Origin of the sequence: Phormidium tenue FACHB-1052 (assembly GCF_014696675.1) — a bacterium.
Lineage (GTDB): Bacteria > Cyanobacteriota > Cyanobacteriia > Phormidesmidales > Phormidesmidaceae > Nodosilinea > Nodosilinea tenuis_A.
In genome coordinates this window covers 409287-422122 of the sequence record NZ_JACJQN010000001.1, presented here as the reverse complement: position 1 = coordinate 422122, position 12836 = coordinate 409287, and the positions used below count along the sequence as shown (strand labels likewise).

General features: G+C 58.7%; 9 protein-coding genes. 3 read left to right on the top strand and 6 right to left on the bottom strand.

Going from position 1 to position 12836, the window contains the following annotated elements; translation table 11 throughout:
- Positions 1 to 54: 54 nt before the first annotated feature.
- Entirely contained in the window at positions 55 to 834 is a 780-nt protein-coding gene (locus H6G07_RS01945) for an RNA polymerase sigma factor SigF (protein ID WP_073606674.1), read from the bottom strand.
- 692 nt (positions 835 to 1526) lie between these two features.
- Here H6G07_RS01945 and msrP point away from each other — a divergent pair.
- Positions 1527 to 2516, top strand: coding sequence for a protein-methionine-sulfoxide reductase catalytic subunit MsrP (gene msrP / locus H6G07_RS01940; protein WP_073606675.1), 990 nt, complete (start codon positions 1527 to 1529; stop codon positions 2514 to 2516).
- Positions 2517 to 2519: 3 nt separating this feature from the next.
- Here msrP and cobW read toward each other — a convergent pair whose 3' ends face one another.
- From cobW to H6G07_RS01915, 5 genes are all read right to left on the bottom strand, one after another.
- Positions 2520 to 3575 carry a cobalamin biosynthesis protein CobW gene (cobW, locus tag H6G07_RS01935; protein WP_073606676.1) on the bottom strand — a complete coding sequence of 352 codons (1056 nt, stop codon included), beginning with the start codon at positions 3573 to 3575 and terminating at the stop codon, positions 2520 to 2522.
- 88 nt (positions 3576 to 3663) lie between these two features.
- A complete protein-coding gene (locus tag H6G07_RS01930; protein ID WP_425320100.1) occupies positions 3664 to 4167 on the bottom strand; it encodes a VOC family protein in 504 nt (167 codons plus the stop codon).
- Between the two features lie 16 nt (positions 4168 to 4183).
- On the bottom strand, positions 4184 to 4828 hold the full coding sequence (locus H6G07_RS01925; protein ID WP_073606678.1) for a hypothetical protein: 645 nt from the start codon (positions 4826 to 4828) through the stop codon (positions 4184 to 4186).
- A gap of 240 nt (positions 4829 to 5068) precedes the next feature.
- Positions 5069 to 5692, bottom strand: a complete 624-nt coding sequence (lepB, locus tag H6G07_RS01920) for a signal peptidase I (RefSeq protein ID WP_073606679.1) — start codon at positions 5690 to 5692, stop codon at positions 5069 to 5071.
- A gap of 73 nt (positions 5693 to 5765) precedes the next feature.
- Positions 5766 to 11243, bottom strand: coding sequence for a translocation/assembly module TamB domain-containing protein (locus H6G07_RS01915; RefSeq protein WP_073606680.1), 5478 nt, complete (start codon positions 11241 to 11243; stop codon positions 5766 to 5768).
- Positions 11244 to 11496: 253 nt separating this feature from the next.
- Between H6G07_RS01915 and H6G07_RS01910 the strand changes: the two genes are divergently transcribed.
- Both H6G07_RS01910 and H6G07_RS01905 read left to right on the top strand, forming a co-directional pair.
- Positions 11497 to 11898, top strand: coding sequence for a DUF3110 domain-containing protein (locus H6G07_RS01910; protein WP_073606681.1), 402 nt, complete (start codon positions 11497 to 11499; stop codon positions 11896 to 11898).
- 11 nt (positions 11899 to 11909) lie between these two features.
- Positions 11910 to 12833, top strand: coding sequence for a DUF4870 domain-containing protein (locus tag H6G07_RS01905; protein ID WP_073606682.1), 924 nt, complete (start codon positions 11910 to 11912; stop codon positions 12831 to 12833).
- Positions 12834 to 12836 lie beyond the last annotated feature (3 nt).

The window sequence follows — 12836 nt, the reverse complement described above, 5'->3', positions numbered from 1 at the left end:
CTTCCTGAGCCGATGTTCCTAAACGATAGCTCAATTCTGAGGATGCAGAGCGTTTTAGGCGGTTTCGTCTTCGTTAGACACCATCAGCACCTGAAGATGCTTTAGCCCTTGCTTCACTCGGCGCGATACGGTAACGGCGCTAATCCCCATGCGTTCGGCGGTTTCTTTTTGGGTGAGGTCGTAGAGAAAGACAAACTCCAGCACTTCACGGGTGCGATGCTCAAGTTGGTGCAGAGCCTGTTGGAGGCGAAGTTGATCTTCCTGAGCCAGCTGAAAGCTTTTATATTTCAGGTCGGGCAGCAGGTCGCCTAGACAGCCTGATTCTTCATCTTGCACTGGGGCGTCAAGGCTCAGCAGCGATCGGTTGCGAGTGGCCAGCTTGACCTCTTGCCATTCGGCTGTAGAGATATCAAGGGCCGCAGAAATTTCGGCATCGTTGGGCAGCCGGCCCAGATCGGCTTGTAGCTGGCGAATCACCCGGGCCGACTGGCTTTGCAGCGCCTGCCATCGCCGTGGGATGCGCATAGAGGTGCTTTTGTCGCGCAGGTAGTGCTGAATCTCGCCGCGAATGTAGGGAATCGCAAAGGAACTAAAGGCATAGCCCTTGCCCATATCAAAGCGCTCGATGGCGCGAATCAACCCCAAGCTACCCACCTGCATGAGGTCGTCAAAGGTTTCGTTAGATTGTTGCAGCCAGCGGTAGGCCTCGCGCCGGACTAATCCAATGTTGAGCTGCACCAGCTGATTGCGCAAGTTGAGATCGGGATTGCTCTGATAGAGCCGCAGCAGTTCTAGGGTGCTGCCTTTAGCTTGAAACCGGGAAGTAGCGACCATGGCGATCTCAGGAAGTGGTGAATCCAATCGGGTAAACCGAGAACTATGCTGCCTGACGGTGGGGCCTTAAACGGTAGCAAAGATAGTTGGGGGAATAGGCGGTAGAGAAAACCTCGCTGCCCTCGCTCAGCTACTCTCTGTTAACGACAAAGCAGTGCATCACAGGATCGTGTGCTCGTGATATTAAGACTAAGGGCCGACGGAGGCGACCACAATGGCGTAACTACGGATACCTATGGACTCGCCTCATTAGTATAAGAGCTGGCGATTCTGTTCTAAAGTCTTCCAACTCAGCTCCTGCTTGCTAAGGCCTGAGAGGGCTGATTTGGGGGCTCCCTCTCAAAATTTGTGAATCGCCAGGCCTTGCACCCCAATCGGTTTGGCCTTGTTTACATAATTTCTATGGCTCTGTAAACTTTTGGCGAAGTCTGCCGATTCTTACGGAGGCGGCTGGGCAAGCCTGGCTTTTGATTGAAATTAAGTCTTTAACCTCTGCTTGGGTGACTAGAACAAAGTCCCGTATTTTCCCTGGGGTGGGTTCAGAACCGTTACATAAGTTCGGAGTCAATACCTAGTTTAGGGTCGGTGTAGCTGTACCTTGCTCACCCTAAATTAATCTACGGTCAGAGAGGCGATGCCAAAATGGACTTTAGGCTGGCGATCGCCAGTTTGTCATCCTAGGACTGATCGCTATGGTTTTCTTTCACTCTCGCTCCGGCTGGCAGCTGCCAGAGTCTCGTGTGACTGCCGAGGGGGTGTTTTGGCAGCGGCGACGGTTTATGAAGTCGCTGATTGGAGCCGGAGTTGGTTTCGCGGCGGCTTCCGTGGGGGCCTGTCAGCGATCGCCCACGATGGACGCAGACCTGGCAAATACCCTAGGAGAACCCCTGAGCGGGGCGAAGCTCAACGGTGCCTTTGCCGATGCTGGGCGAGAGCCGACGCCGCAAATGTATGCCAGCCGCTACAACAATTTCTACGAGTTTGGTGGCAGCAAAGATATTTGGGCGAGCGCCCAGGCTCTGCCGACTGACCCTTGGAGCGTAGAGGTGACAGGGTTGGTCAAAAATCCTCAGACCTTTAGCTTAAATGACTTAACCCAGCGCTTTGCTCTGGAGGAGCGTATCTACCGGTTTCGCTGTGTAGAAGCCTGGGCTATGGTTGTGCCGTGGATTGGTTTCCCCATGCGATCGCTGATGGCGGCAGTGGAGCCGAACTCAGCGGCTAAGTATGTTCGGTTTATCTCCTACTATGATGCGGCGGTGTGCCCTGGCCCCAGTCTGGGTTTTGCCCGCAACCTGCCCTGGCCCTACACCGAGGGGCTGACTGTAGAAGAAATGGCCAATGACCTGGCCTTTTTTGCGGTAGGCGTTTACGGGCGCACCCTGCCGAAACAACACGGTGCCCCGATTCGCATGGTGGTGCCCTGGAAGTATGGCTTTAAGGGGGCTAAGTCAATTGTCAAAATTGAGTTTGTGGCCGAGCAGCCCGCCACCTACTGGAATACGCTAGCCCCCAATGAGTATAAATTTGAGGCCAATGTGGAGCCCGATGTGCCTCACCCGCGCTGGTCGCAGGCTAAAGAGCGATTGATCGGAGAATCGACGGCGATGTTTTCCTGGGAGCAGCAGCCCACGGTGATCTACAACGGCTATGGGGAGTATGTGGCGGGGCTGTATGGGTAGGGGCTAGGCAGCGATCGCCGCCCGAATCACCGCTTGATCCAAATCCTTACCAATCACGACCAGTCTCGTCTGGCGAGGCTCGCTGGGTTGCCAGGCTCGGTCAAAGAAGGAGTCAAACCGCTGGCCAACGCCGTGAACCACTAGGCGCATGGCTTTGTTGGGAACATCAACGAAGCCCTTGATGCGGTAGATTTCGTGGTTGGCAGCAAGGATTTCTAACCGCTTGACCAGAGCCTTTGGTTCAAAACCTTGATCGAGCACGATGGGGATAGCGACGATGTCGTCGTCATGGTCGTGGTCATGCTCATGGTCGTGGTGGCTGGGGCGGCTGTCGAGGTTGTCTTCGACGGCGGCGTTAAAGCCCAGCAGCAGGTCGGGGCTGATGGGGTTGCTGCCCTCACCCCCGGCCAGGCTCAGTACTTTGACCGGGTGGGGCAGCTGCTGGGTGAGCCAGGTTTCGATGCGGGTGCGATCGCCTGCGCTTACCTTATCTACCTTGGTCAATAGCACCAGGTCGGCGCAGTTGAGCTGGTCCTCAAACAGTTCTTCGAGGGGTGTTTCGTGGTCGAGGCTGTCGTCGGCTTGGCGCTGGGCCTCCAGCGCGGGCAGGTCGCACACCAGGTCGCCTGCGGCCAGTGCTTCGCAGTCAACTAAGGTAATGACGCTGTCAACGGTGGCGGCGGTGCGAATTTCAGGCCAGCGAAAGGCTTGTACCAAAGGCTTAGGCAGGGCGAGGCCAGAGGTTTCGATCACAATGCAGTCTATTTGCTCGCGGCGGGTCATGAGCTGCTGCATGGTGGGCAAAAACTCCTCCTGCACGGTGCAACAGAGGCAGCCGTTGGTGAGTTCGAGAATGTTGGTTTCGGAGGCGATCGCCTCCCCATCTTCGTCACACACCTGGCAGCTACGCAGCAGGTCGCCATCGATGCCGACTTCGCCAAACTCGTTGACCAACACGGCAATGCGCCGACCCTCTGGGTTTTGCAGCAGCTGGCGAATCAAGGTAGTTTTACCCGCCCCCAAAAAGCCGGTAATGATAGTGACTGGAATTTTATGCATAGCCTTTCTATTGCGCTGATCCTCAACCTATCACGGCGACAGCCGGGGAGAGAGAACAACTTCTACTGCGACTCAGCGGTGGAGTAGCTTATTCGGCATCTCCCACTCGAGCCTCGTCTACCTCACCAAAGATGGCGCTGGGATGACAGTAATACTTAAACTCCAGCAGATTAAAAAATGGATCCTGCAGAAAGAAAGTGCGATGTTCTAGGATATTGCCCATAAAGCGTCGCTTTTCGCCCTGGTAGAAATTGAGTTGCTTGTCCTTGGCCCGGTGCAGTAGGGCTTCCCAGTCGGTCTCGACCAAAAACACTAGGCCAAAGTGGCGGGGGTAAATTCCCTTTTGCGGGGCTAAGTTGGCGGTGGTGTGGGCCACGAGCTGATGGCCACAGAGGTTGAGAATGAGAGAGCTGGCCGTTTCCCGTCCTGACTTACAGCCCAGCCCGGTGACGTAAAAGTCTTTCGCTGTGGAAATGTCGGCCACAGGAAAAGCAAGGTGAAATAGAACGGCAGCAGAGTCCATAGGGCTAGCGGTTGCAATTTGATGATGATGGGCCGCGATCGCCCTAGTCTTAAGTTGCGGCTGCGCCATTCGCGCAGCGTCACGCTTACGGTATCCCAGAGACGGAAACCGACTCAGCATGAGGATCCGTGCCGGAATCGACGGCATTGAGCAGGGCTTTGAGGGCAGTATCTTCAGCTTGGCTAATTTGCTGGTCTAGCAGGGCAATGTGAATGGCTTTTGACAGCACAAAGGCGGCTACCTCAGGTTCGAGTTGCTCCACTAAAAGAGCCATTGGCATGGGTACCTTTAGGGCTGCGTGAATGCCCATCAGCAACGATTCTTCCATGCCCATGGACACTAGTCGGGGACGCAGGGCGGGCCAATCTGCGAGGGGGTCTTGTCCGCTGGCGTGGAGAATGGCGGCCAAAAGTCGCTGCACCTTGCTTTGATGAGCTGGGGGCATAGCGCTGTAGGCGAGGGTGTCGACGGCGGGGGCAGCGTTGACATCTCGGTTGAGGTTATCGAGAATTTGCTGCCACTCAGCCTCAGTACACTGCTCCGGCTTGCCCACACAGAGCGATACCTGAATGCGATTGCCGGTGGTTTGCAGCTGAGTCACTTCGGCGTGAATGCCCAGATAGCCGAGCCACTGCGATACCATGCCCACCAGCTTGCTGCTGGCCGACTGGGCCTGGGCCAGCATTTGCACTTGGGTACGCACCAGGGGGCGAACAAGCTGTACAAGCATGAAGCTTTCCTCGCGATCGCGTGATCTGAAGTCGCTTTGATCTTACACAACCCCTTGGGCTGTGGTGGTAATGCAGTACGCGATTGGGCAGTTAGCCAAAGATTTGGGGTTGTGGCCCCAGCCCATAGCGCCCTGGGTCAGTAAATAGGGATTTAAGGCAATTCCCGTTGTGTTAGTTAAGCCTTCTGCTTGACCCAGGACAGCTGAGACGGCGATCGCCCACGACTGAATCTTTGATGCTTAACCGACGGGGCCGAGGCGATCGAGGGGCCAGAACCGAAACCGGGCGCGGCCAATGATGTTTTGCTGAGGGAGCCCGCCCCACACGTGGGAGTCGTTGCTGTCGTTGCGGTTGTCACCCATAACAAACACCTGCCCTGGAGGGACGGTGACGGGCTCTAACGTGTAGGCAGGATCTTCGAGGGTATAGCTCTCTTGCAGCGGTTCACCGTCAACGATCACCTGTCCTTGGCGAACGGCGATGGTTTGGCCGGGCTCGCCAATCACTCGTTTAATGAAGGCCTGACGGGTTTCGTATCCCAGGCGAGCTAGCTGTGGCGGTGGCGCAAACACTACGATATCGCCCCGGTGGGGGGGCTGCCAGCGGTAGCTAATTTTTTCGACCAGCAGGCGATCGCCGATGTGCAGCGTCGGATCCATCGAGTTGGAGGGAATGTAGCGAGGTTCAGCAATCAGCACCCGTACCGTGAGAGCTATTGCTAGAGCGATCGCCAGCACTCGGATATTGCTCCACTGCCCGGCCCAGAGCGATCGCCAGCGATCCCAAGCTGAAACCTCCGCTGGCGGTGCTTTTTCGTCGGCGGGGCGATTGGGCGGGGCAGATTGCGGTAGCTTAGGATCCATCGGCTTTCGTTGTCAAAATATGGGCAGCGATCTTCCCCTTCACCTTACAGGCCTAGGGACGTGGCCCCTAAACTCAGGGCTGAAATCGAAATTCTACAACTGCGCCGGTATTTTCATTGAACTGCTCGTAGCTGGTGATACCCCGGATGGTGATCTGGTCGTTGATGCGATAGCGCACGCTAAATACGGCGGGAGTAACATTCGTAAATACTTTCTGCACTGACACCGAGATACTCGGAGAAAAGTTAAAGCCAATCTCGCCGCCAATGTCGAGAGCACCGGCCTGCTGCCCTGGTGGCGAGGCAGAAAACAGGCGTAGCTCGGTGCGATCTAGCCCCGACCCCAGCAGATTTTGCAGGTTATTGAGCAGGGCTGACCCCGCAAACGCCAGCAGACCCTGGAACCCATCGCCGCCGCCTGATACGCTGCCCAAGGTGGATTCTAGCGCTGCCAGTAGCCCACCGCTGAGCAGGGCCACAATCTCACCCTCGGAGCGCGGTGGGGTGCTGGATAGCTCTACCCCCTGCAAATTCACCACGCGGCTAGCGCGGCCGTTGACGCTGGCGCGGATGCGCACGGTTTGCACCCCAGCCTGGGTCAGACCTAGCTGGTCGATGCGAGACACGCTAATTTCGTTGCGGGGGAAGGGAGTGGCTACCGCCAGGGTATTGCCAGCGGCAGCACTATCGGGCACTGCCGCTGATAGGTTGGCCACTAAGTAAGGATCGATGGTTTCGTCAAGATCGCTAAACTCGGCGTAGTTTTCATCACCTGTGAGGCGAAACTCAGTGGTCAGTAGGTTAATGCGGCCTGAAGGTAGATTGATTCGGCCATCGGGTCTGATGTTGGGAACAGTACCCACGAGGTCTAGTGTTCCTTCGGCCCTCACATCCACAATGCCGGGGATGGCCAGCCGCACGTTCTCAGCCAGCACCAGCTTAAAGTCTTCTAGCACCGGCGGAATGGGATCAAAGATTCTGGGCTCTGCGGTCGACGCAAAGCCAGTTGCGGTGCCCCCTCCGACGCTCGTATCGGGCAGGGTGAGCAGCCCGTCGGATAGCTTCACTTCGCCGTAGACTAAGGGCGGCAGCAAAAAGACACTGCCGTCGACCACAACGTTGCCATCGACGCGGCCCCGATAGGTACCAGCCGGGTTACGCAGGTCAAGAGCAATGTTGTCGAGGGTAACGCGGAAGGGGTTTTCACCCGTGGGTGCTGGCGTGCCGTCCTCTAGGGCCGTGCGGGTGTCAAACAGTCCAGGGGCCAAGTCTTGCACTGAAGGCAGCAGCTTGAGGTTGCCCTCAGCCGTTACCTTGCCGTTGCTAAAGTCGCCCTCTAGGTTTTGGACGGCGAGCACTAGGCCGTTGGTGTAGACGGAGTTGCCGCGAATGGTGTCAGGGCCTTCGAGCACGTCAATGCGGCCCTGGATATTGGTGAGGGGCTCGGACAGGCTGCGGGAGCTGATGGTGACGCCCTCAAGGTTGGCATTGCCGGTCACATTGAGGGTGGTGAGGGCTTCCTGGATGGGCTTGTTGACGGGCCAGCGCCCTTGAACGGCTAGGTCGAGGCTGGCTGGGCCTGACTCCCAGGTGATGGCGCGGGTGAACAGATTGACCAGGGCAAAGCCCTCGTCGCGCACTCTGAGGGAAACGTCGACCGTATCGGTTTCAGGCTGTTGACGAAGACCGGGCAGCGGCAGGGGCACGCTGGCCACCAGTCGTAGAGGGTCGACCTGTTCGTCAATGGCGACGCGGCTGATCAGGTTGAGACGGGCATTTTCGTACCGAAAGTTGGCCGTGGCCAGATCGATGGCGTTGCGGTTGATGGTGGCTTCGTTGACCGCTAGCTGACCACGCACCTGGGGGGCAGCCAGGGTGCCAGTGAGGGTGGCCCCTAGGTTGACCAGACCGTCGAGGTTGTCGGGCAGGCGTAAAGGCTGGCGCAGCGCGTTGATGGGCACATTACTCACCTCCAGACGCAGCGTGCGGGCCACGGGGTCATCGGGACGCAGGCTAAAGTCGCCGTTGAGGGTAGCCAGCGCTACACCCTGCTGGGTGGTGTCGGAAAAGTCGGTGAAGTTGGAGCGCAGGCTGACTGGCTCGAGACGAATGACGCTGTCTTGATAGCTGCCCTTAGCAATCACTTCATCAATGCGGTAGGTGGCACCGTTGCTGCCGTCGGCGTTGCCCCAGACCCAATCGGCTCCGGCGAGGTCAAAGGTGATGTTGAGGCTGTCGGGCACGGCACCGCTGGCGGTCACTTTGCCTGAAAAGCTGCCGACGAATTCATCGAGGGGCGGCAGGGTAGCGGTTTCGCCCTGGGCGGCCAGCATGTCTTTAAGCTCTTGCACTTCGGCTAGACGGCGGAGCTGGTCGAGCAGGCTGGCGTTGCGATCGCCCACGGGCTGCACCTCCTCTAGTGAAGCCAAATCGGCCTCGGTGACGGGGCGAAACCACTCGGGGGGTTGGAGCACGTTAAAGCGAAAATCGGCCTGCTCAAAAATCAGAAAGGTTTGGAGCAGGTCTTGAATTTGGCCGTTGTCAACCACGAGTTCGCCGTTGATCTGGGGCTGGTCGCCCAGGGTGTAGGTGCCGCTAACCAGGTAGCGGCTGAGCCCAGAGGCCGATTCGAGCACGACTCCGGCCAGACCGATGACGTTGTTGGCGTAGGTGACGCTGCCCCTCAGCCGACCATATTGAGTAAACTCGGCGGGGCGCTCGGGGGCAGTGGGGTCAATGGCGACGGTGGTGGTTTCGTAGGGCAGTCTGAGGTAGCCAATGCTGGGGTCTTGTACGTCGAAGGTGGCTTGCAGGGTAGGCTGCCGTAGGTTAGCGACAATGTCGGCTCGGCTGATCAGACCACTGACGGTGCCAATGCCATTGACGCCAGCCTGGGGCAGGCGGAGGTCATCTATGGGCAGATTTTCGATAGTGGCATAGAGGTTATCGCCACGGGTGTAGCCCTCGGCCAGGGCTTCGCCGCTGCGAATCTCAAAGGCGAGATCGCGGTCGCCCTCGGCGCTGGCGACGTAGACGCGATCGCCTCCTCCTGTCAGATCGACCGCCAGCGCACCGCCCTGGTTGTAGGTGACCGGGCCGCTGAGGGGAGAGGCAAAGGCCAGAGCGCCCGCCTGAAGCCCCACCAGAGAGGCGTCGCCGCTGAGGGCCAGCGCTCCGGGCCGTCCGCGCAGCCGTCCGTTAAAGAAGGCGTTGCCCGCTAGGGGAATCACCTGGGGCACGGGCAGGGCCGCTAGGCTGAAATTATCGACGTTGAGGTTGAGATCGAGGTTGGCGATCGCTGGCGCTCCAGGGCCACTGAGCAACGGGGTGATAAACCCGTTGGCCTGAATCCCGGTGGTGCTCGCCTGCTGCACCAGCACCGACTGCCCATTCCAGACCAGGTTGGCGGTGAGGGGGCCGCGCACTTGGGCGAGCTGGGGCGAGCGGGCGGCGGCGGTAGCTAACCCATCGGAGAGCACGAGCTGCCCCTGCCCTCTTACCCCGGCCAAGCTCAGGTTGTCGGTGCTGCCCGTAAAGCGAAAATTGCCGTCAGCCGTGCCCTGAAGATCGGAAGCAAAGGCCGCCATTTGCAGATCTTGGCCCTGCACATTAGCGCTCCACTGGCCGCCCGCCAGACTGGCATTGGTGAGCACGGTGCCGCCGCCAGCTAGGGCGATCGCGCCATTGCCCTGGCCCCGCACCCCCGCCAGCCCAGGATTGTCGAGGGTGCCTGAAAGCTGAGCGGTGCCGCTGGCCACCCCATCTACACTAGCCCCCAGGCGGCGAAGCTGCACCCCCTGACCCCGTAGGTCAGCGTTCCACTGACCATTGGCGAGCAGGCCATCGCCCGCTAGGGTGCCCCCCGCCACCTGCACAAAGGTATCGGTGAAACGCAATTGGCTGCCCGCCAGTCTGAGATTGCCCTGGGCTGGGTAGTCGCCCATGGGGGCGCGCCAGCTAGCCGTGCCGACGAGCTGGCTGACGGGGCCAGTGATCTCGGCCTCAAAAAACACTGGCCCCAGGGCCACCTGGTCAGACAGCCCGTAGGCCTGGCCAATGGTGTCGGCGGGAATGCGATCGCCATTCAGCGCCAGCACCAGCCGCCCCGGTTCGCCAAAAGTAAAAACGCCGCTGCCGGTCAGGGCACCGCCCCCTACAGGCACCGCCAGAATGTTATCAATCTCTAGGTTGGGCGATCGCAGGGTGCCTGTGGCCCTGACTTCGCTGAAGGCTACCCGGTCAACGATGATTTGGTCTTGGGAGATTAGCTCGGTAGTCAGCACCGGCTTGCCCAGAGGCCCAGTCATGGTGACGTCGGCTCCAAAGGTGCCGCTGGCCTCGACCGGCAGGCTTCTGTCCAGCAGTTCAGAGGCTTGGGCTATGGTAAACGGGTTGACCTGGCCGCTGAGATTGTAGCCTTCATCTAAATTGAGGCTGCCCCCAGCGCGGGCGGTCAGGTCGCTCATGCTGGCGGTGACATTCTCAAATTCGAAGGTGCGGCCCCGAAAGCGTACGTCGCCCTGAACATTTTGCAGGGGCTCGGGCAGAATAGGGTGGACTACGCTGCCCTCGTCTACTCGGGCGGTGCCTACGACGTTGGTGGGGATGCCAGCACCGCTTTCAATATCGACCTGCCCGCTGACCACGCCAGCGGGAAACTGCACCGGCAGAGGCTCCTCTAAAAAGGAGTCGACCAGGGGCATGACGTCGGTGGTGCGCGCCTTCTGGGTGCGCAGATTAATGTTGGCCCGCAGACCAGGGCCAGGTACCTCGGTCGGGTCGACCGGAGAATCAGCGGTTTCGCTGGGGGTTTCTTTGGGCGGCGGCAGTAGCACTGACCCGGTGAGATCTAGGTCGCCCCCCTGGGTAGATTCGCCGCTGAGTTTTAAGTCGAGCTGCCGAGTTTCAATGGGTGAATTAGGAGCTTCAGGCACCTCAATGAACGTTTCGTTGAAGTCTAGCTGGCCTTGCAAGTTTTCGATCGCTACCCGCACCGGCTCAACATCACCCTCCACGTAGGGCACCATGGTCAACTGAGAATCTTTGACGTAGAGCTGGTCGAGATTCACATTGATGAATGGATCGCGCTCCGGGTCGCGATCGGATAGGTCTAGATCTATATCAAACCATTCGCGTTCGGCATTCTGCTCCAGGTAAAGCTCGCCCTGCTCTAGGGTCACCGTAAGGGGCAGTTCTCGCCGCCACAAATCCCATAGCTTAAACCGCACCTCTACCGCTGCCAGCGACAGACTATCGGGATCCGTTGGTGTTGGTGGAATTTGAGACGGCCCCAGCCGCACTCCTGATAGACCGACTCGTTCTATCGGCCCTAGCTCCACCGGGCGTTCCAGGGCTTCCGATAGCTCCCTGGCCAGTAAGGGTACAAGGTTATTGCGGCTCCACAGCCAGCCCCCTAGCGCTGCTGCACCTCCCAGTACTAGCAGCGAACCCAGCACTAGGCCCGCCGTGAGCCAGCGTCCACTGCCGCTCGGCTCCGGCTCCTGATGAGACTCTGGTTCTTGAGAAGGCTCTGGTTCTTGAGAAGGGGTCATACCCGTTTACGCCACCGCAGAACACCCACCAATAGTAATGAACTCCCCGCTTTCTGCCTACCACTTCCGATGAACTTAATGGTCGGCGCTGTCTGTAGTGAAACTATGGGGCCTAATCGCGAGGAAACCTGAATCGCCCAGCTTCAGTCCCTTGACTGAGCGCTTCAAGTTGTAGACGACCATCGAGGTGGCTTTGTTCGCGGGGCACCGGCCCGGTAGAGTAAACAAGTAATGCTGTTAGCGAGATAGGGCCATGGTGGTGTACGTGCTGTTGTTCAATGCCCGCACCGATAACGAGGGCATTCATGCCGAAACCATGAACGGGCAAAACATCATCTTGATGTTTGAGCATGAGGACGACGCCATCCGCTATGCCCTGATGCTGGAGGCCCAAGACTTTCCCGAGGCCGCTGTAGAGGGGTTTGACCAAGGCGAAATTGAAGAATTTTGCGACTCGGCTGGGTACGGCTATCGCCTGGTGCCAGAAGGTACTCTGGCTGTGCCTCCCGATCAAACCCTTGAGCAAATTACCTGGAACCCCGATGACCCCGACGCCGTTGCGCCACTGGCCGACAGTGCTGCGCCCACCGACGATAACGGACTTTCTCAAGCTGAGCTAGACCGCATGCGCCAGCAGCTTGAGAAATTGCTTTAGGGTGACGGACAATGCCAACTCCGATCTCAACCTTGGTTGCTCAAGCCCGCCAGGGCGATGCTCGGGCGATCGCCCAGTTACTGACTCCTTCCCTAGCCGCCGGTGTAGTCGCTCGTGGTCAGTGGCGGGGTACCATGCTCCACCTCGATCTAGAGGCCGATACCGCTATCCCTCAAAATCTGGTGGTGCCTCACATCCGCCGGGGCATGATGCGCCTGGGGTTAACGTGCCCGATCGATGGCGTGTGGGTCAGCGGGCGACAAACTGGCGCTGACACCGCCGACTGGCAAGAATCCTTTAGTCTCAAGGGCTCATCTACCCCAACGGATGCTCAGGCGGCTGGAGCGGCTGAGGACGCTAGCGGCACGACATTGAATCCGCCTGCTACCGCAGAGAATGCTGAGTCAACGGGACTGCCTCAGGATTCCTTGGCTGGGATAGCAGTTGCCTCTCCTGTGGACAACTCGCCGCCAGCGCCCCCTATTTCAGACAATGACAGAGGGGGAATATCAGAAACGACCCTGGTCGCGCTGACTCACCTGGTGCCGCTGGTGAGCTATCTGGCGATCGGCAGCCAGTGGCTAGGGGGGTGGCCGCTGTTGTGGGGCAGTTCATTTTTGCTGCCTTGGCGGGTGGTGGTGCCTCTAGTGCTGCTTTTAGTAAAAGGAGCGGGGTCTGCATCTAACCCCGATGCGGCTCCCAATGCTGCCCCAAATTCTGCCTTCGTGCAAAGCCAGGCAAAGGCCGCCCTCAACTTTCAGCTAACGATGCTAATTGCCTGGGTCGTGACCATTGCGCTGATGTTTATTTTGGTGGGCTTTTTGCTGGTGGTGCCCCTGACTCTGGTCGAAATCGTCAGCTGCATTGTGGCGACGATTCAGGCCGCCGAGGGCAAACCCGTCCGCTATGGCGTAGCGATTCGGTTTGTGCGCTAGACC

Coding starts and splice junctions, on each gene's coding strand:
- H6G07_RS01945 (WP_073606674.1), bottom strand. CDS start 834: ATGGTCGCTACTTCCCGGTTTCAAGCTAAAGGCAGCACCCTAGAACTG.
- msrP (WP_073606675.1), top strand. CDS start 1,527: ATGGTTTTCTTTCACTCTCGCTCCGGCTGGCAGCTGCCAGAGTCTCGT.
- cobW (WP_073606676.1), bottom strand. CDS start 3,575: ATGCATAAAATTCCAGTCACTATCATTACCGGCTTTTTGGGGGCGGGT.
- H6G07_RS01930 (WP_425320100.1), bottom strand. CDS start 4,167: ATGGCGCAGCCGCAACTTAAGACTAGGGCGATCGCGGCCCATCATCAT.
- H6G07_RS01925 (WP_073606678.1), bottom strand. CDS start 4,828: ATGCTTGTACAGCTTGTTCGCCCCCTGGTGCGTACCCAAGTGCAAATG.
- lepB (WP_073606679.1), bottom strand. CDS start 5,692: ATGGATCCTAAGCTACCGCAATCTGCCCCGCCCAATCGCCCCGCCGAC.
- H6G07_RS01915 (WP_073606680.1), bottom strand. CDS start 11,243: ATGACCCCTTCTCAAGAACCAGAGCCTTCTCAAGAACCAGAGTCTCAT.
- H6G07_RS01910 (WP_073606681.1), top strand. CDS start 11,497: ATGGTGGTGTACGTGCTGTTGTTCAATGCCCGCACCGATAACGAGGGC.
- H6G07_RS01905 (WP_073606682.1), top strand. CDS start 11,910: ATGCCAACTCCGATCTCAACCTTGGTTGCTCAAGCCCGCCAGGGCGAT.